The 17,257-nt window shown below is 59.9% G+C and carries 18 protein-coding genes, 4 tRNA genes and 2 riboswitches; of the genes, 9 read left to right on the top strand and 13 right to left on the bottom strand.

The annotated features are described in order from the left end of the window. Position 1: 1 nt before the first annotated feature. The 10 genes from UM93_RS03510 to UM93_RS03465 all read right to left on the bottom strand — a co-directional run bounded on the left by UM93_RS03510 (position 2) and on the right by UM93_RS03465 (position 9,115). Positions 2–727 carry a riboflavin synthase gene (locus UM93_RS03510; protein WP_045073677.1) on the bottom strand — a complete coding sequence of 242 codons (726 nt, stop codon included), beginning with the start codon at positions 725–727 and terminating at the stop codon, positions 2–4. Position 728: 1 nt separating this feature from the next. Continuing rightward, positions 729–1,778, bottom strand: a complete 1,050-nt coding sequence (gene ribD / locus UM93_RS03505; protein ID WP_234399374.1) for a bifunctional diaminohydroxyphosphoribosylaminopyrimidine deaminase/5-amino-6-(5-phosphoribosylamino)uracil reductase RibD — start codon at positions 1,776–1,778, stop codon at positions 729–731. Continuing rightward, a complete protein-coding gene (gene pnuC, locus UM93_RS03500) occupies positions 1,775–2,491 on the bottom strand; it encodes a nicotinamide riboside transporter PnuC (RefSeq protein WP_045073676.1) in 717 nt (238 codons plus the stop codon). The genes ribD and pnuC overlap by 4 nt, the downstream gene beginning before the upstream one ends. 92 nt (positions 2,492–2,583) lie before the next feature. Then, a riboswitch (FMN riboswitch) is annotated at positions 2,584–2,731 on the bottom strand. A 94-nt stretch (positions 2,732–2,825) separates the two neighbouring features. Further along, a complete protein-coding gene (gene rpe, locus UM93_RS03495) occupies positions 2,826–3,509 on the bottom strand; it encodes a ribulose-phosphate 3-epimerase (protein WP_045073674.1) in 684 nt (227 codons plus the stop codon). Between the two features lie 23 nt (positions 3,510–3,532). Then, positions 3,533–5,023: an RsmB/NOP family class I SAM-dependent RNA methyltransferase gene (locus UM93_RS03490; RefSeq protein WP_045073673.1), complete on the bottom strand. Its 1,491-nt coding sequence runs from the start codon at positions 5,021–5,023 to the stop codon at positions 3,533–3,535. A 31-nt stretch (positions 5,024–5,054) separates the two neighbouring features. Beyond that, positions 5,055–5,978 carry a methionyl-tRNA formyltransferase gene (fmt, locus tag UM93_RS03485; RefSeq protein ID WP_045073672.1) on the bottom strand — a complete coding sequence of 308 codons (924 nt, stop codon included), beginning with the start codon at positions 5,976–5,978 and terminating at the stop codon, positions 5,055–5,057. Next, positions 5,975–6,562: a peptide deformylase gene (def, locus tag UM93_RS03480; RefSeq protein WP_045073671.1), complete on the bottom strand. Its 588-nt coding sequence runs from the start codon at positions 6,560–6,562 to the stop codon at positions 5,975–5,977. The genes fmt and def overlap by 4 nt, the downstream gene beginning before the upstream one ends. 130 nt (positions 6,563–6,692) lie before the next feature. Beyond that, positions 6,693–7,541, bottom strand: a complete 849-nt coding sequence (locus UM93_RS03475; protein ID WP_045073669.1) for a PD-(D/E)XK nuclease family protein — start codon at positions 7,539–7,541, stop codon at positions 6,693–6,695. Beyond that, the gene (locus UM93_RS03470; RefSeq protein WP_052663587.1) at positions 7,538–8,899 is read right to left on the bottom strand and encodes a hypothetical protein; all 1,362 of its coding nucleotides are present in this window, start codon (positions 8,897–8,899) and stop codon (positions 7,538–7,540) included. Before UM93_RS03470 ends, UM93_RS03475 begins: the two co-directional genes overlap by 4 nt. 141 nt (positions 8,900–9,040) lie before the next feature. Further along, a tRNA-Val gene (locus UM93_RS03465) sits at positions 9,041–9,115 on the bottom strand. A gap of 301 nt (positions 9,116–9,416) precedes the next feature. Between UM93_RS03465 and UM93_RS03460 the strand changes: the two genes are divergently transcribed. From UM93_RS03460 to UM93_RS03450, 3 genes are all read left to right on the top strand, one after another. Next, a tRNA-Gly gene (locus tag UM93_RS03460) sits at positions 9,417–9,488 on the top strand. Between the two features lie 63 nt (positions 9,489–9,551). Further along, positions 9,552–9,622: transfer RNA gene (locus UM93_RS03455), tRNA-Cys, on the top strand. 19 nt (positions 9,623–9,641) lie between these two features. Beyond that, a tRNA-Val gene (locus UM93_RS03450) sits at positions 9,642–9,716 on the top strand. A 174-nt stretch (positions 9,717–9,890) separates the two neighbouring features. On the opposite strand, the gene UM93_RS03445 is transcribed toward UM93_RS03450, so the two are convergent. Further along, positions 9,891–10,217 (bottom strand): DMT family transporter, encoded by a 327-nt coding sequence (locus tag UM93_RS03445; protein WP_045073667.1) that lies wholly within the window; start codon positions 10,215–10,217, stop codon positions 9,891–9,893. Between the two features lie 9 nt (positions 10,218–10,226). After that, positions 10,227–10,290, bottom strand: a riboswitch (guanidine-III (ykkC-III) riboswitch). Between the two features lie 116 nt (positions 10,291–10,406). Here UM93_RS03445 and UM93_RS03440 point away from each other — a divergent pair. Both UM93_RS03440 and UM93_RS03435 read left to right on the top strand, forming a co-directional pair. Continuing rightward, a complete protein-coding gene (locus UM93_RS03440; RefSeq protein WP_052663585.1) occupies positions 10,407–10,622 on the top strand; it encodes an antitoxin in 216 nt (71 codons plus the stop codon). A 169-nt stretch (positions 10,623–10,791) separates the two neighbouring features. Continuing rightward, positions 10,792–11,988 (top strand): benzoate/H(+) symporter BenE family transporter, encoded by a 1,197-nt coding sequence (locus UM93_RS03435; RefSeq protein WP_045073664.1) that lies wholly within the window; start codon positions 10,792–10,794, stop codon positions 11,986–11,988. A gap of 120 nt (positions 11,989–12,108) precedes the next feature. Here the strand turns inward: UM93_RS03435 and zapE are convergent, their stop codons facing one another. Beyond that, entirely contained in the window at positions 12,109–13,152 is a 1,044-nt protein-coding gene (gene zapE, locus UM93_RS03430; RefSeq protein ID WP_045073663.1) for a cell division protein ZapE, read from the bottom strand. Between the two features lie 198 nt (positions 13,153–13,350). Here zapE and UM93_RS03425 point away from each other — a divergent pair, with 198 nt between their 5' ends. From UM93_RS03425 to ybaK, 3 genes are all read left to right on the top strand, one after another. Continuing rightward, the gene (locus UM93_RS03425; protein WP_045073662.1) at positions 13,351–14,259 is read left to right on the top strand and encodes a sulfurtransferase; all 909 of its coding nucleotides are present in this window, start codon (positions 13,351–13,353) and stop codon (positions 14,257–14,259) included. A 145-nt stretch (positions 14,260–14,404) separates the two neighbouring features. Further along, the gene (locus UM93_RS03420) at positions 14,405–14,830 is read left to right on the top strand and encodes a SufE family protein (RefSeq protein WP_045076809.1); all 426 of its coding nucleotides are present in this window, start codon (positions 14,405–14,407) and stop codon (positions 14,828–14,830) included. A 36-nt stretch (positions 14,831–14,866) separates the two neighbouring features. Further along, positions 14,867–15,385, top strand: a complete 519-nt coding sequence (ybaK, locus tag UM93_RS03415) for a Cys-tRNA(Pro) deacylase (RefSeq protein WP_045073661.1) — start codon at positions 14,867–14,869, stop codon at positions 15,383–15,385. On the opposite strand, the gene UM93_RS03410 is transcribed toward ybaK, so the two are convergent. Beyond that, positions 15,382–16,632, bottom strand: coding sequence for an alpha/beta hydrolase family protein (locus tag UM93_RS03410; protein ID WP_045073659.1), 1,251 nt, complete (start codon positions 16,630–16,632; stop codon positions 15,382–15,384). The two genes, ybaK and UM93_RS03410, sit on opposite strands and share 4 nt — an antisense overlap. A 126-nt stretch (positions 16,633–16,758) precedes the next feature. On the opposite strand from UM93_RS03410, the gene UM93_RS03405 reads away from it, so the two are divergent. Next, entirely contained in the window at positions 16,759–17,250 is a 492-nt protein-coding gene (locus UM93_RS03405; protein ID WP_045073657.1) for a hypothetical protein, read from the top strand. Positions 17,251–17,257: the final 7 nt, after the last annotated feature.

Here is a 17,257-nt window from a genome sequence, read left to right as displayed (position 1 = left end):
GTCACACCCCGGTATCCGCGCTGGTGGTCACTATTTCTTCAGTCCCCACGACGACTGCTGCGGGTCCGCCGAAAGCGAGCAGGCGTTCGGTGTATTTCGCTAAAACGTCAACCTCCAGATTGACCGCTTCGCCGATACTCTTGCTCCCCAGCCCGGTGTGTTCCAAGGTGGTGGGAATCAACCCCACTTCAAACCATTGCTCGTCTAATTGCGGGGCACTGACGGCGGTTACGGTGAGTGAGACGCCGTCGATGGCGATTGATCCCTTCTCCGCGATGTAGCGGGCCAGCGGGGTGGGCACGCTGAAGCGCAACCGTTGCCATTCCCCTTGGTCTTCGCGCTCCAGCAAGGCACCGACACCGTCGACGTGTCCCTGGACGACGTGCCCATCGAAGCGTTCCCCAGCCGCAACGCAACGCTCCAGGTTGACTTGATCACCGCTGCGCCGTAGACCAATAGTGCTGCGCAGCAGGGTCTCCCCCATCACATCTATGCTGATGACTCCGTTGGCCTCGGCCTGGTGGCTAGTTGCTGTGTCGCTCTGCGCCGATTGCGTCGAGGAGTCGATCGAGGTCGCGGTGAGGCAAACACCGTCGACCGCAATAGAACCACCCAGCGCTAGGCCAGCAGCTTGGCTGCCAATATCGAGAATCAACTTGGCCGAACCGTCGTCAGTCTTTTCCAAGGCCCGTACAGTACCGCGGGCGCTAACTATTCCGGTGAACATCTCAGTTAGTTCCTTCCGGTATCAGGGTGAAGGTGAGATCGCTGCCGTGTCGCAAAGCGGGGGCGGCGGCATCCCAGGAAAAATGGCGTGCCGCTGCGAGCGTGTGCACACCGATATCGCCGACACTGGGAATCCCAGCACCTAGCACGGTGGGCGCGATAGAAACCATCAGTTCGTCAATCAGGTCAGCGGCCAAGAAAGCAGCACTGACCTGGGCGCCGCCCTCCACCATCAGGTGCCGGATGCCGCGCTGCCATAGTTCGTGACCGGCGCGAGCCGGGTCGTGATACTCCAGTTGCAGCCAGTTCTCGTCCGCCCTCAAAGCCGCGTCTTCAGGAATAGCACGGTTGCCGAGCACCACCCGAAGCGGTTGGCTGGCAGCCAAGGTTCCGTCGGCTGAGCGTGCGGTGAGCCGCGGATTATCAGCGAACACCGTACCGGTGCCCACTAGCATGGCGTCGACGCGAGCCCGTAGAGCGTGATTAGCGGCAAGCGACTCTGGGCTGGAGATCCACTGGCTGGTACCGTCCGCAGCAGCAATCCTGCCATCAACTGTCTGAGCAATATGTACCGTGGTGTAGGGCCGTTGCTGCTGCACGGCGTTCAGCCAGCGGCGGTTCAGCTCGGCCCCTTCACTGCCCTTGACCTGGCCGACCACCTCGAGGCCCGCCTCAGCTAAGCGTTGAGCCCCACCGGCGGCGTGCTGATCAGGATCGTCCACCGCATAAACCACGCGCTTCATCCCGGCGTCAATAATGCTCTGACTACAGGCCGGCATCCTGCCCAGATGATTACAGGGCTCAAGGCTTACCACCATAGTGGCGCCTTTAGCCTGTTCCGGGGTGATCTTGGCCAGCGCATCTGCCTCGGCGTGCGGGGTGCCTGCGCCTCGGTGCCAACCGGTGGAGAGCAGCTCACCGCTTTCACTCAGGATGACCGCGCCAACCAGCGGATTGGCTCCCCTGACGCCTTTGAGCGCTGCATCAATGGCCATTTGCATGACGGCATCCCAATTCGATCTGTGCTGAGCCGCTGCCGATGAAGAACTCACTTTTTCACCGTTACCGTCGGATCGGGAAAGCCGGTTTCCACCGAAAGTTTCTGTCCAGCTTGGCGTTTCACCCGCCACCAGACAAAGAAACCGATCAGGGTGAAGATGCCGTAGAAGATGTACATCAAAGCGCTCGCATAGTAGCCAGCGCTGAACAGCAGCGGCACCCCGACAATGTCGACGGCGACCCAGATCAGCCAGAACTCGACCCAGCCCTTAGCCATCCCATAGGTTGCTAGCAGTGAGCCCATGAAAATCCAGGCGTCCGCCCAGACCGGCTCATAAGAACCGAGCAGCTTGAAAAGCGGGGTTAGCAGCGCGGTGCCGCCAAAGAGTGCTACCAGCAGGCCGATTCGGGCCGGCCAGGACGCCCAGTTAGGTTCGACGGCGGCTTGGTCGCCATCTACTGAGGCTTTTTGAGCTTGTCGCCAGCGATACCAGCCGTATATGGAGACCACGATGAACATAATCTGTCGGCTAGCTTGGCCGAGCAGGTTGACCGGGTTCGGAGCGCCGAAGACGGTGCCAAGAAACACCGTGAAGAGCAGGGCATTGCCGATAATACCGACCGGCCAGGCCCAGACTTTGCGGCGCATTCCGCCGAGGGCACTGAGTAAACCAAAGAGATTGCCAAGCACTTCTCGCCAGAGTAGGAATCCGCCACCGGCGAATTCGATCTTGGCGTCAAAGAGCCATCGCAGAATATCTGTCACGTGACAGTTACCCCTTTCCTTGAGCGCGATGGCTCCGGGGTAACGTCAGTAAAGCTCTTATGCTCGCCAAAAAAGCGGCACAATAGCCATACCTACGTGCTTCTCCCATCCAGACTTTAACTGTCGGTATCGGAATTTCACCGATTCAACCGTTTGTCCTGTGCAAACTTTCTGCACGGGACGCGCGGGTCGCGGACTATAACCGCCGGTTCGGACTTACACCGACCCCGGAGCACGTTGATAAAACGATTATGACATGTTGAACCGACATCCGCCGCAGCGTATTCCCGTAGCGTCACATTCCGCGTCGGAAGTCTCTTCCCCGGTCTGCCTGTTAGCCGACTTCCTCACCGAGACGAGGAGAGTGCGAGTTGCCCAGGTTACGCAGCTGCGTGATCGCCGTAGCGGGGTCGGGGGTGTTGTAAACCGCTGAACCAGCGACGAAAACGTCGGCACCGGCCTCGGCGGCACGTTGAATGGTGTCAGCGGAGATCCCGCCGTCGACCTGCAGACTCAGCTGCGCCCCGGAACCGTCAATGGCGGCCCGTGCCCGCCTGATTTTCGGCAGCATGACGTCCAAAAAAGCCTGGCCGCCGAAACCCGGTTCCACTGTCATCACCAGTAGCAAATCCAACTCGGCGAGCAGGTCGAGATACGGTCCGACCGGAGTCGCCGGGCGGAGCGCCATTCCCACCTTGGCTCCGCGCTGCCGAATTTCCCGCGCCAATCTGATCGGCGCGGCGGAGGCTTCAACGTGAAAAGTCACCGAAGCCGCCCCCAGCTCAGCGTATTCAGGTGCCCAGCGATCAACCTCGGAGATCATCAGATGCACATCGAGCGGCACCGGGCTGACCTGTTGAATCCGTGAAACAACCGGCAGTCCTAGGGTGAGATTCGGCACGAAGTGGTTATCCATCACATCGACGTGCACCGCATCAGCATTGCTGATCCGAGCTAGCTCGGTCTCAAGGTTGACGAAATCGGCGGAAAGAATACTCGGATGGATGGCACAGCTCATGGCATTTTCCTTCGGCTTTCAGTTCACTTTTTACGGATTAAGGCCAAGAACATGGCGTCGGTGTGGTGCAGATGCGGCCACAGCTGCGCGGTTTTTTCATGCCCGGCGGAAAGCGGCTCGAGCGCCACCGCATCCAGTGCTTCACCGGCGTCGAGCAACTCAATATCGCTGCGACCGCGCAGCACGTCGTCCACTACGGCATTGGTCTCCGCCGGGTGCGGTGAGCAGGTCACGTAGGCCAGCACTCCCCCGGGACGCAATGCCTTCAGCGCAGATGCCAGCAGCTCTCGCTGCAGCTGGCTGAGATCAGCGACCTCTGCCGGAGTGCGCCGCCAACGCGCCTCGGGGCGACGCCGCAGCGCGCCCAGGCCGCTACAGGGCGCATCAACCATAATCCGGTCATAGCGCTCCGGCTCCTGCGAACCAAAGTCACGGCCGTCTTCAATCATCACGTCCCAGTGCTCTTTGGGCACCGCACTAAGAGCTTTCCGAACCAATTCAGCTCGGTGTTCAAGTGGTTCGTTCGCCACTAGCTGCGCGCCTCGCTGCGCTGCCAAGGCAGCCAGCAACGCCGCTTTTCCACCCGGTCCGGCACAGAGATCAAGCCAGTGCTGATCGGGGCCAGCACCCAACGGCGCCGCGGCCAAGGCGCGCGCGACAAGTTGCGAGCCGACGTCCTGCACCCGCACCGAACCGTCCCTGACGCCACCGAGCCGCCCCGGGTCGCCGCCGGAAGAAAGCGCCGAATTAACCACCAGCGGTCCCGGCGTGAATTCGGCCTCGAAAGCTTCTGTTAGCGACCCTAGCCCGGGCAGAGCGACCAGGTTGACCACCGGAGCAGCATTATCGGCTGCCAGCAGCTCATCGATCTCCTGCACCGTCCGTCCATGCGCCACCAAAGCTTGGCGAAGCGCCCGAATGATCCATTCCGGATGCGCGAATTCAAGCGCAGCCAGCTTAATCGGATCGCTCACCCCGGCACTGAGCTCGATCAGCCACTCGGCGAGGTCCTTCGAACCGATCTTGCGTAGCACAGCATTGATAAAGGAGGCCGGGCCGGCACCAATCACCGCACGTGCCAGCCCCACCGTTTGATTGACAGCCGCATGCGGAGGCACCCGCATTGCCAATAATTGGTGCGCACCGAGTCGTAGCGCGTCCATAATCGCCTCTTCGACATCGGAAATTTCCCGATCCACGCAACGCGCAATAATCGCGTCGTAACTACCCCGAGCGCGCAGCGCACCGTAACTCAGCTCGGTAGCCAGGCCAGCGTCGCGCTTATCCAACCGGTACTGACGTATTTTGCTCGGAAGCACCAAATTCGCATAGGCGTTGTCTTTGGAGACCGCTCGGAGCACCTCAAAAGCGACTAAGCGAGCAGGATCTGCCTCACGCAGACGCTGCGCGGGACTCGACTCGGAGTACTTCCGAGCTTGCTGACCGCCCCGAGCGCGATTGGCACCGCGGTTGCGCTCCCGGCCACGGTCATTGCGTCGACCCTGGTCGCTCATCTTCCTAACTCGATTCCACTCGTCATGCACTTCATTCAAATCTCAGATCTTCAATGCTATTCAGACCCCGCAACCAATCGGCAGCGGACATCATCTTCTTTCCAGCGGGTTGTACCGTCTCAAGTTGCACGGCGTGTGAACCGGTGCCAACCAACGCTGATTTGCCACCAACTATTGACAGCTCACCGGGAGCCAAGGCACGTTGCTCGGGTCGCAGCGAGACCGGACCGAATTTGAAACGCTGCCCAGCTAAATTAGCCCATGCCCCGGGTTCCTGAGTCACCCCGCGAATTCGCCGCGAGATGGCAAGGGCTGGCTGGCTAAAATCGATGTGCCCATCAGCCAGCCCTAGTTTGGGTGCCAGCGATACCGGGCCTGACTGTGGTACCGCCACCGCAGTGCCAGACTCAATGGCACTCATCGTCTGAGTCAGCAGCATCGCGCCAGAGCGGGACAACCGCTCCAGCAAAACCGAGGAAGTATCTTCAGCCCTGATTTGCTCCACCACGGTGCCGTAGACCGGGCCAGTATCAAGGCCCGCTTCGAGCAGGAAGGTCGAAGCACCAGTGAGCTCATCGCCGTTGATCACGGCATGCTGCACCGGTGCCGCGCCTCGCCAAGCCGGTAAGAGCGAAAAATGCAGATTGACCCAGCCGTGGTGTGGGATGTCCAGTGCTGCCGGTGGAATCAGCGCACCATAGGCCACAATGGCTGCCGCCTCAGGCGCTAACTCGGCAATCTGAGTCTGTGCAGCGGCGTCGAGCCGCTGCGGCTTCAACACCGGCAGCCCCAGAGCGGCCGCGCGCTGGGCTACCGGAGAGGGAGTCAGCACTCGCTTGCGACCGACCGGGGCATCTGGCCTGGTCAGTACGCCGACAACGCCGAACCCAGCATTGAGCAAGGCTTCCAAAGCAGGCACCGCGACCTGCGGGGTACCAGCAAAAAGCAGCCTCATGCATGATCCTTGAGAACTGAGCGGCCGATGGCTGAGCCGCCGAAACTGGAACCAACAGTTTGGGAGCGCTTAGCGGTGGTCCGAGCGGTAATTTCCTCGTAATGTTCAGCCCGGATCGCCCGGAAAGCCGATTTACGATCCTCACCGGCGAGCCGATCGACATAAAGCTTGCCGTTCAGATGATCGGTTTCATGCTGCAGGCAACGCGCCAGCATACCTGCTGCCTCAATCACCAGTGGTTCGCCATTCAGGTCAACGCCAGTCACCCTGCTGAACTGCTTACGCGGGGTGACGAACCCGAGGCCAGGTACCGAAAGACAGCCTTCAGCCCCCGGTTCCTGATCGTCCTCCCCGTTGGTGATGATCGGGTTGATCATGTGCCCGGATTGATCACCCACTCGATAGGTGAAAATTTGCAAGCCTACGCCGATCTGCGGGGCCGCCAGGCCTGCCCCGTCAACGTCATCCATGGTCTCCATCATGTCGGCGATCAGCTTTGCCAGATCAGCCCCGAACTCGGTGACTGGCTCGGCAACAGTCCGCAGCACCGGGTCTCCGATCAGCCGGATATGAAGAATTGCCATGCAGTTGAACCCTGTCTTTTTCTCGGTCGGTCGTCCTGAACATTCTAGGCCAGAGAATTCTCAAACAGAGCGCCCAAGCGCTCAAGCGTCGGACAGCTGCTGACCTTCTACTGGCTCAGCGGAGGGTTGTTCAGGGCGTAGGCCGCGGCGGGGCTAGCGGCAGCAGCGGCTCGCCGGCTTGGGCAGCTGCCGTATTGCGTTCCCAGAGCCGATGCAACGCACAAAATTTGTACCATTGCTGTGGCAAAACCGAGGGATTGGCCCGCATCGGGCGCACACCGGTCTCACCGATGGCGACAGCTAACAGCAATGGCTCCTGGCCATATTTCCAGGCCTCCCACTGCCCAGCCCGAGCATCCAGCAAACTTTCTTCAGCTTTCATACCGGCCACCAACTGCATGACCACTTTAGGGTCGACGGCTTTCAGCTCACCATTGCGATCGGTGCCCTTGGTCTTGTAATCGATCAGGCAGAGCCGACCGGAGATCTCGGCCACCAGGTCCAAGGTTCCGGCGTAGCCAACGCTCTGGTTCCAGATCGTCACCTCCGGGGCCAGCGGTTGCACACGATATTCCTGCCACCAGGCGTCGAAGGCTTGCGCAAAACGCTGTTCCTGATGCTCGGCCAGTTCGGCCTGAGCGCGCTCCACCTCATGCTCACGGTCCAAAGCCCGCAGGGCAACTTGCTCGGCATAAAAATGCACCCGATCCCCGCGTGCAGCCGCCTCATTTCGATAATTCTCCGCCGCATTGGCAGCCTCGCGTACCAGCGGTCGCAACTTTTCCGATCGCCCCGCAGCCTCCACCAGGCCAGGATGGGCGGCCAGCTTCGAAGCAGCCATATACCCCGCCCAGCCGCTCAAATCCATTGCCTGCATGCCGATCACGGTGGTGATTGACGGCACCGAGGGCGTGTCGTTGAGCGAGCGGCCGTACATTCGGCCGAACTCGGTGGCATGAGCTAAGGCTGGCTGGGTCATGGTTCTACTATGTCATCCGCCGCTGACACCGCTGAGTCGGCATGCTTGGACTCAGCCTGGGCGCCGGCACTGGCCGGTGCAGCAGGCTGGGTTTGTGACGATACAGGCCCCATCGTGCTGTTTTCTTTTGTTGTTTCTTTTGTTGTTTCTTTTGTTGTTTCTTTCTGTGCTTCTTTCTGTGCTTCTTTCACCGCCCGGTCCTCAGCCAACCGCGCTTGATAACCCGCTTGTACGCTGAGTGCCTGCTGGGTCTGCAAAATCAGCGGATCGAAGAAAGCGTCCCGGTAGTCCTTGCTGGTGTTAATCGACACCACAAAATTCAGCGCCGCAATGGCACTCAAAAAAGCCGCCACTCTGACCGGCACCTCAGGGACCGGCAATGCGAAGCCAAAGATCTGCAAATTACTTGCTGCTCGGCCAGCCCACTGCACGGCGAGCTGCGGCGGAATGGAAAGGGCATTGAGCGCCATGATGAAAGCAAAAACCAATACCCCGAAAATCAGCACCTGGATGCATTGTGCGAGCACCATGATGAGGACCACATTGGCGCGCTCCGCACCTCCGAGCTGGCGCCAGCTTCCTTGACGCAGCAAGGACTGACGTTCCGGACCTAAAAGCTCTGCGTCCGGCACCTCCGGAGTCAGCATCTCAGGCATATCACGCAGCTCTTTACGCGTGCTGTAAATCACAAAAAGCATGCCAATGCCGAGCAGGAAAACGATCAGCCAGAAGACCTGGCCGCGTTGCAATGCAGCGGCGACCTGCCAGAACTCCTGGGCGTAAAACACCGAGATAACCACCAGGATCAGCAATGGCAAGGCAATTGCAGCGAGCAGCCAAATCGCTGAGAGTTGACGAATTGCCGCCCGCAGGCTCCACCCCAGGAGTGAGCCGATGCCAAGCCAGGTAAGCAGCAAGACCAGCAATAACGGCACCACATTCTCCAGCGCGCTTTGCCACCAATCAGCCGCCGAAGCTCCCAGCATCACCAGCTGATTGACCACTAAAAGTACAAAAATCGCGACGATAGCGGTGGTTCTGGCCAACAGGGTACGACCTCGTAGCAGTCGGTTGGCGATCAGTGCAACGATCAGAGGGACTAGGACGGTCAGGCCTAGCACACCAAGAAAAAGCACTTCTTCGACGTCGCTCAGCTCATCGGTGTCCTCGGTCATAAGGCTGAAATGCGAGGTAATGGCCCAGCCCAGGCCTAGTAGCGCGAAGAACAAAAGCGCCGGGGCGCAACGGGCGAGTAAGTGTTTGGAGCGATCCCGGGGTTTGACGAAATAGGGCAGGCCCTGCAGCCGGAACCACTCTTCGGTCTCGTAACGTTGCTTTTCCGGACTTCTCGCTGCCATGCAGCTAAGCATAGGACCTAGTCCAGCCACCTAACCGACCACCGAGTACGGAGATCTGCACATTTTCAGCGCCGCATAACGTGCAGATCTCCGAACTCGACAGATGAAAAAGGTGGCTCCGTGAATCACGGAGCCACCTGATGGTGGGCGATACTGGGTTCGAACCAGTGACCTCTTCGGTGTGAACGAAGCGCGCTACCACTGCGCCAATCGCCCGTGTGCTGCTCAGAAATATTATCGGAAAGTTCACCAAGGTGCCTAATCGGAACTAACTCCGGGCAGTTCTGACTAGGCATGAGGCGCAGTCGAAACCAGCACAAGGTTCTAGGCCAGTCGGAGCGAGGCGGTTATTAGCTCAGCAGCAACAACACCGGAACGCGCCGCAGAAACACGGTGATTTTGCGTTTCCCCGATCGTCGGATAGAGTTTTTACTCGCAGGAACACGAGGAAAGTTACTCCGAATCGGCCATCCAGTCGAAGCAAAGTAAGCTACTCAAGGGGAAACCCGTTCCTTCTGCGGATGTGGCTCAGTGGTAGAGCATCACCTTGCCAAGGTGAGGGTCGCGAGTTCGAATCTCGTCATCCGCTCGCAGGAAACTGTCAACTGTAGCCCGCTCGTCATAGCTGATGAGGCGGGCACCTTTGAAACCCGGTGGGGTGGCCGAGAGGCGAGGCAGCGGCCTGCAAAGCCGCGTACACGGGTTCGAATCCCGTTCCCACCTCTCAGTTTTGAGAGTTTTTGGGCGATTGGCGCAGCGGTAGCGCGCTTCCCTGACACGGAAGAGGTCACTGGTTCGATCCCAGTATCGCCCACCACAGTTTGGCCCCGTTGAAGAACGGGGCCATTCAGTTTTAACCACGCTCTAACCTCATGACGTACTCCCCTCGGCCATCGAGTGTGCAGTTCTACACCTCATGAGGGTCTCAAAAAATGTAAATCTGCACACTCGCCGGCGGTGAAAGAAAAGATCTTAACAGTTAGTGCAACTGTTAGTGCAGTAATTTGAGCCCGACGACGCAGCCAACAATGCCCAGCAGCAAGAGAACCTTAATCAAGGAAACGGATTCGGTGCCGGTCACCATGGCATAAGCCACGGTGAGTACCGCACCGATCCCCACCCAGACCGCGTAGGCCGTGCCAACCGGCAAGGTACGCATCGCCCAGGCCAGGCCGACCATACTCGCCACCACCGCGACGCCAAACACCACGCTGGGCCACAGTTTAGAAAAACCCTCAGATTTACCCAGTGCGGTAGCCCAAACGGCTTCCAAAATTCCCGAGAATACCAAAACAATCCAGGCAAGAGACGTTGCCATGTTGACCTCCACGCGCCGTCTTTTCGCTGGCCGGGTACGGCGCACCTCGTCCGGGGTGCCTTTGGCACTTTTAGTATTTCACCAATGGCTAAATAACTGATAGTTACTTTCTCTTGGCGTGCCAAAAATCTCGGTCTATTATTGAGCCGATGGGGGCAAGATGGCCCCGACTATCGAAGGGAGGTGCCCGTGTCTATTTTTGACGACATCAAGGGCAAGGCCGAGGATCTGATCGGCGACAATGCAGACAAGCTGAAAGACGGCATCGAGAAAGTCGGCGATTTCATCGACGACAAGACCGGTGACAAGTTCAAGGACCAGATCGATGGCGCCCAGAAGGCCGCTAGCGATTTTGTCGATAACGCGAACAAGGATGACGCTCCTGCAGCTGACCCTCAGGCCTAAGCGACCTTCGCTCAAGATCTAAGTCAAAGGGATCGCCTGCCCTGCCGCGAGGCAGCGCAGGCGATCTTTGGCGTTAATCTGGCGTTAAACCGGCGCTGCTCCCCGCCTCCAGTTAGCGTCTCCAGTTAGCCGTTTGCCCGCTCCTTCCAATTCCCCCAAGGATCGCAACGTGTCGTCGATAACTATCAGCCGCCCCGAAACCTCCCGGCCGATCATTGCTGGCGTGGTAACCGCCTTGGTCGGTTTCACCTCCTCGTTCGCTGTAGTGCTAGCTGGCCTGCGAGCGGTCGGTGCCTCAGACGCCCAAGCCGCTTCCGGGCTCCTCGCCCTCACCTTGACCTTCGGGCTGGGAATCCTGCTGCTGTCCTGGCGGACCAAGCTTCCGATCACGCTGGCCTGGTCGACTCCCGGGGCAGCTCTCTTGGTCAGCACCGGAGCGGTGGAGGGCGGTTGGCCGGCCGCGGTGGGGGCTTTCGTTATTGTCGGGGTGCTCATTGTGCTCACCGGGTTGATCCCGGCCTTGGGCCAACTGATCGGTAAAATTCCGGTCTCCCTGGCGCAGGCCATGCTGGCTGGGGTGTTGCTGTCATTATGTTTGGCGCCCTTCAAGGCATTGGGAACCACTCCGTTATTGGTACTACCGATCATTATTGCCTGGCTTATCATGATGAGATTTGCCGCCCGCTGGGCAGTGCCGGTGGCCTTGGCCCTCGCTCTCGCCGTAATCGGAATTTACCTCGTACTTTCCGGTACCACGCTCTCCGCTGCCCATTTGGTTCCCACCTTGGTGTGGACCACCCCGGGCTTTAGTTGGCAGGCAATAGCAGGTATTTCGCTGCCGCTTTTTATCGTCACGATGGCCTCGCAAAATGTGCCGGGCGTGGCGGTACTCAAGTCGTTTGGTTTCAGCACTCCGTGGCGCTCCTCGATGGTGGTCACCGGCATGGGCACCGCGCTCGGAGCCCCCTTCGGCGGACACGCCATTAATCTCGCCGCGTTGAGTGCAGCACTGGCCGCCGGCGAGGAAGCCGGTAGCGAACCACGACGCCGCTGGGTAGCCGCTTTCACCTCTGGTTGGGTCTATTTGCTGCTCGCCGCGCTCTCCGCCGCACTTGTCACTTTGGTCGCGGCGGCACCGGCGGGCCTGGTCGAGGCGGTCGCCGGGCTAGCATTGCTCTCCACCATGGCTAGTGCCATCTCCGCCGCCCTCGCGGAGGCCAAAGAACGCATCGGTGCCATCGTGACCTTCTTGATCGCTGCCTCAGGTCTGAGTTTCGCCGGCATCGGGGCCGCATTCTGGGCCCTGCTCGGCGGTCTAGTGGTGCGTTGGGCGCTCAGTGAGCGACGAGCGGCGAGCCGGCAGTAAGCACCGAGTAACCGGCACAATTAGCAGGCAAAGAAACTGCTTAAAAGGGCCGCAGCGAGGCAAGCCAGGCAGCTCGGGTCAGCTCACAGTTCAGCTCAGTTCAGGTGCGGTACGGTCGGGCTATTTCGGGCTTTCCTGCACCTGCGCCTCACGAGCCAGCGCAGTCAGTCGGGAAACCGCTCTGAAGTACTTCTTCAAATAGCCGCCCGCCATCATCTCGGCGCTGAATAGCTGGTCAAAGGGCACCCCGCTAGCCAGAATCGGCACGTCCTTGTCGTAGAGCCGGTCTGCCAACACCACAAATCTCAGCGCCACGCTCTGCTCGGTAATGGTGCGCACTCGGTGCCACACCACACCGTCGATTCCGGCCAAGAGTTGTCGATAACGGCTGGGGTGCACACCAGCCAGATGCTCAAGTAACTCCTCGAAATCATCGACAGCAATAGTCCCAGCGGTCGCGAATTCGACCTCTGCGGCGGCCTCCAGTTCTTCGTCGGGCAGCGGCTCCGGCGGTGTCGGCAAGCCGCGGTGCCGGTAATCCTCACCGTCAATCCGAATCACCTCGAACTGATCGGCCAGCACCTGGATCTCGCGCTGGAAATCCACCGCGGCGAATCGTCCTTCCCCGAGCGAGCCAGGCAGGGTGTTCGAGGTGGCAGCAAGTTTCACCCCGGCATCGGCCAGTTCTCGCATAAGCCGCGACATTAACACGGTGTCGCCTGGGTCATCGAGCTCGAATTCGTCAATGCAGACAAGCTTGTATTGTTTGAGCGCGTCAACAGTTTTACGGAATGAGAGCGCGCCGACCAGATTGGTGTACTCGACAAAAGTGCCGAAAGCCTTTGGCCCCGGCACCGCGTGCCAGAGCGAAGCGAGCAAGTGTGTCTTGCCGACGCCGAAACCGCCATCGAGGTAAATCCCGGCCCGGCTGTCGGTCTTCTTCGCAGCGAAAAGCTTACGCAGGCCACGAGCCTCGGGATGCCCCACCGAGCTAGCGAAGTGCTGCAGAGCTTTCACCGCGGCTGCCTGGGAAGGTTGCGCTGGATCGGGGCGATAACTGTCGAAAGAAACTTCACCAAATCTCGGTGAGGGGTAGAACCCTTTCAACAGCTCATCGACCGAGACCGAGGGCGTGCGCGCGGCGAGGTGTTCTACAGCGACCAAAATTCATCCATTCCAATCGGGCGGACGGCCCGGAGAGGCGTCTCAGCTGAGTGAAACGCGCGAGTATATGCACTGCAAGGATACCGCTCCGGTAACGCCGATATGTCGTTCTATGACTTCCGGAAGTATTTTGAGCAGCCCGTGGTTAGGCTTAAACGAAGCTTAAGTAGCGATAGATAGCATTCCGAGGAGTTCACGATGAGCATTGCCGCAGACAGCACCCAGAAGTTCACCGACTACGCCAATCCGGAGCGCTTGGTCTCTACCGATTGGCTTGCCGAAGCTATCGCCGCGGGCACGGTAGGCACCCCGGAACTCGCTGTCGTTGAATCGGACGAAGACATCCTGCTCTACGAAACCGGGCACGTGCCGGGCGCGGTCAAGATTGATTGGCATACCGATCTCAATGACGCCGATACCCGGGATTACATCGACGGTGAAGCCTTCGCTAAGCTGCTCGGCGCTAAGGGCATTAGCCGGGACACCACCGTGGTGATCTACGGTGATAAGTCGAACTGGTGGGCAGCTTATGCGCTCTGGGTTTTCACGCTTTTCGGGCATCAAGATGTGCGGCTACTCGACGGCGGACGGGATAAGTGGATTGCCGAAGGACGGCCGCTGAGCACCGAAACGCCGACGCCCGCAGCCGCCGAATACCCGTCCGTGCAGCGTGAGGACGCACCAATCCGGGCCTTTAAGGATGAGGTTCTGCAGCACCTTGGCAATGGCCCGTTAATTGACGTCCGCTCCCCCGAGGAATACACCGGTGCACGCACCTCAATGCCGGCTTATCCCGAGGAGGGCGCGCTGCGTGGCGGTCACATCCCGACGGCTGCCTCGGTGCCGTGGGCGAAGGCGGCGGCCGAAGACGGCACCTTCCGCACCCGGGCGGAGTTGGAGGCGATTTATCTTGACGGTGCTGGACTGCGCGCCGGTGACGATGTGGTTGCCTACTGCCGAATCGGCGAGCGCTCCAGCCACACCTGGTTCGTGCTCAAGCACCTGCTGGGATTCGACAAGGTCCGCAATTATGACGGTTCCTGGACCGAATGGGGCAACGCGGTTCGGGTGCCGATTGCTAAGGGCGAAGCTCCCGGCACACTCTGAGTGCCATCGCCTGAGGCACCGAAGCAGGAAAAAGTTCAGGCTAAGACGACGCGGCTGGCGGGCCAGGCCACGAGTGGTGGACTGCAAGCTGCCGCCGGAAAGACGTATTCTGGATATTGTGACTAATTCCCTCGACTCTGCTTCGATGCCTGCCGAGCTACTTGAGATTATTGATGATTTTCAGGCCCTCGAGGAACCTGAGCGGCTCCAGTTGCTTCTAGAGTTCTCACGGAGCCTGCCCGCGCTGCCAGATCGCTTTGCGGAACATCCCGAGTTACTTGAGCAAGTGGTGGAGTGTCAATCCCCGCTGTTCCTGACCCTTGAGGTAGCAGACGATAGGGTGCAACTCTTCTTCTCCGCTCCCCCGGAGGCGCCTACTACCCGAGGCTTTGCCAGCGTGCTGCACGAAGGCTTGAATGGGCATTCCGTGCGCGAAATTTTGGCGGTGCCCGACGATATGCCTGAACAACTGGGGCTAACCCATGCGCTGACCCCGCTTCGGTTGCGAGGGATGACCGCAATGCTGGGGCGGATTAAGCGTCAGGTGCGCGCCCAGCTGCCCAACGATTAGTGGCGCCGCTCAGCCTCAAGCGATGAGCCTAACTCAATGAGCCAGCGCACTAGCAGTGGACGCTCGAAAGGTGGTACTCCGGCGACCTCGCTGCTCGATACTGCCGGGGTCCGCTACACGTTGCACAGCTACCAGCACGATGCCAAGATTCCTTCCTTCGGCACTGAAGCCAGCAGCAAACTAGGTGTTCCGGCAGAACGGGTGTTCAAAACCCTGATGGCCGCGGTGACCGGCAGCAACGGAACTTTCTTGGTGGCCGCTATGGTCCCGGTCAGCGAAAGCCTGGACCTCAAGCTGCTGGCCGCTGCGATGGCGGCCAAAAAAGCCGAACTGGCGGATCCGCAGCTGGCACAGCGTCGCACCGGCTATGTGCTGGGTGGCATCTCGCCGCTAGGCAGTAAGCTCGCCAACCCAGTGGTCCTTGATGAGTCAGCCTTGAATCTGGCGACCTTGTACTTCTCGGCGGGACGGCGTGGCCTAGAGATTGAACTTGCGCCAGCCCTTTTGGTCGAACTCTGCCAGGCCACCGTGGCACCAATAGGCCGTAAAAGCTAAGCGTCCCGGAATTCCTCGGGCACGGTATCCCTGGGCAGATCGTAGCGACCTAAGCGCGGAGCCAGCCAAGACCTGACAACCGAATCCCAACGCTGCGGATCGACATTCCACTCGCGGGTGTGCGCAGCGGTGTCAAATTCCACAAAACTGACAATCTCAGGATTGCGCCGCGCGAGTTCCTTCGACGGACCATACGGCACAAAGTCATCGTCTTTACTGTGCATGATCAGGGTGGGGGTTCGCAGTTCAATGGCGCGGCTCACCCAGTCCATGCTTTTTAGGTTCACCGGTGCTGCCAAACCGGTGATTCGCCGACCGAGTGGATGACTCAGCATGAGCTGACCGTATTTGCCAATAGCTGCCGGGATCCGGTTCAGCGTGGCTTGATGCGCCAAAACATCGATCCAATTGATCACCGGACCGTCCAGCACCAGCGCGGTGACCTCCTGGCGGCGGTGACTCAAGTCGACGGTTTGCAACGCTACTGCGCCGCCCATTGAGTAGCCAAAAAGCACCACGTCCTTCGCACCGTGGTCGAGTGCGTAGTCGATTGCGGCCTCCACGTCCCGCCATTCGGTCACGCCAAGGCCGTAGCGACCGTCCTCCGCGGCTGGCGCATCGCCGTCATTACGATAAGAAATCAGCAGACTGGTCAGTCCGAGCGCGCGTGCGGTGCGCACCGCACGTAATCCTTCGGTGCGACGGGCACCCCGGCCGTGGACCATAATCGCCCAGCTGGAGAGCCTTTGCTCGGTTGGTTTAATCAGCCAGGCCGGTGCCGGACCTACCGGCAAATCGATCCATACCTCTTCCGCCGCCACCCCGATCTCAGCTGGCGATTGGAAAACCGCGCCGCTCCAGCGTCCCCGGACCGCGTGCTGCAAATCCCCCGCAACCACTTCCTCGACCAGTCGGGAGACCGTACCTTCGCGGGGCACATAGGACCGGATCGCGCCAATCCGAGCATTTCCGCGCTCACCGTCAAAGCTCAATCCGTAAACCCCATCAACGATGGTTTCCTGGTTGGCAGGCAGCACGATCTGTAATTCCTCACCGACCCGAAGCACCGCCAAGATCTCAAGATCCTCTGGCTGCTCCTTCTCCGGGGTGACTACTCTACGGGCGAAATAACCAGCCAGCGCTGAGCTTCCCGCGGCCAGCACGGAGACCACACCAGCTCCGGCCGCTGCGCCAAACAGCAACCATTTCAACCAGCCAGTGTGCTTCTTCGCGCTTAGGTCAGCCATGACTCCATTGTGGCGGAGCGCCCGCCCCGCGTCGAGTTAGACGCGGGGCCCTGGGGAGATACCGCGTATCGCCCCTCCCACGCCTCGCTAGCTCGACGCGGGGCCCTGGGGAGATACGCTTAGCTCATGACCGATACCATCATCATTCTGACCGAGGCTCCTTTGGGCGAGGTCGACGTGGAAAACATCACTGGCCTGTTCGCCGACTCCGAGCAACCCGAACTTATCGTGTTGGTGCCGGATGACGTGCGGCGGAACCTGCTCGTCGATGTCATCGATCAGCTGAGCCTGCTTGATCTCCCGGCGGCGCTCAAGGAGTTCGGTGGCCGGGAAAGCAAGGAAGAAGCTAAGCAGCGTGCCGAAAGCACCCTGCAGACCTCGCTGGCCGCGCTACAAGCCACCGGTGCGACGGTCAGCGGCAAGGTTTTCGAAGGCGATGCGGTCGCCGGACTAGTCGCTGAGGTCGAGGAACGCTCCGCCCGTCAAGCCGTGGTTGTCACCGAGCCGCATGCTTTGGAGGATACCTTCCACACCGACTGGGCGACGCGTGCGCAGGACAAGCTGGGGTTGCCGGTATTGCATCTGTACTCGGGGTCGGGATTTATTGGCGACTCCTAAACGTTGC

The sequence above is a fragment of the Psychromicrobium lacuslunae genome, from assembly GCF_000950575.1.
Lineage (GTDB): Bacteria > Actinomycetota > Actinomycetes > Actinomycetales > Micrococcaceae > Renibacterium > Renibacterium lacuslunae.
The sequence above is the reverse complement of the archived record's forward strand: the minus strand, read 5'-3'. Positions and strand labels throughout refer to the sequence as shown.

Excerpts from the sequence above, each read along its gene's own strand:
- UM93_RS03510 (WP_045073677.1), bottom strand. The coding sequence starts at position 727 with ATGTTCACCGGAATAGTTAGCGCCCGCGGTACTGTACGGGCCTTGGAA.
- rpe (WP_045073674.1), bottom strand. The coding sequence starts at position 3,509 with ATGAGCTGTGCCATCCATCCGAGTATTCTTTCCGCCGATTTCGTCAAC.
- UM93_RS03490 (WP_045073673.1), bottom strand. The coding sequence starts at position 5,023 with ATGAGCGACCAGGGTCGACGCAATGACCGTGGCCGGGAGCGCAACCGC.
- fmt (WP_045073672.1), bottom strand. The coding sequence starts at position 5,978 with ATGAGGCTGCTTTTTGCTGGTACCCCGCAGGTCGCGGTGCCTGCTTTG.
- def (WP_045073671.1), bottom strand. The coding sequence starts at position 6,562 with ATGGCAATTCTTCATATCCGGCTGATCGGAGACCCGGTGCTGCGGACT.
- UM93_RS03475 (WP_045073669.1), bottom strand. The coding sequence starts at position 7,541 with ATGACCCAGCCAGCCTTAGCTCATGCCACCGAGTTCGGCCGAATGTAC.
- UM93_RS03470 (WP_052663587.1), bottom strand. The coding sequence starts at position 8,899 with ATGGCAGCGAGAAGTCCGGAAAAGCAACGTTACGAGACCGAAGAGTGG.
- UM93_RS03445 (WP_045073667.1), bottom strand. The coding sequence starts at position 10,217 with ATGGCAACGTCTCTTGCCTGGATTGTTTTGGTATTCTCGGGAATTTTG.
- UM93_RS03425 (WP_045073662.1), top strand. The coding sequence starts at position 13,351 with ATGAGCATTGCCGCAGACAGCACCCAGAAGTTCACCGACTACGCCAAT.
- UM93_RS03420 (WP_045076809.1), top strand. The coding sequence starts at position 14,405 with ATGCCTGCCGAGCTACTTGAGATTATTGATGATTTTCAGGCCCTCGAG.
- ybaK (WP_045073661.1), top strand. The coding sequence starts at position 14,867 with ATGAGCCAGCGCACTAGCAGTGGACGCTCGAAAGGTGGTACTCCGGCG.
- UM93_RS03410 (WP_045073659.1), bottom strand. The coding sequence starts at position 16,632 with ATGGCTGACCTAAGCGCGAAGAAGCACACTGGCTGGTTGAAATGGTTG.
- UM93_RS03405 (WP_045073657.1), top strand. The coding sequence starts at position 16,759 with ATGACCGATACCATCATCATTCTGACCGAGGCTCCTTTGGGCGAGGTC.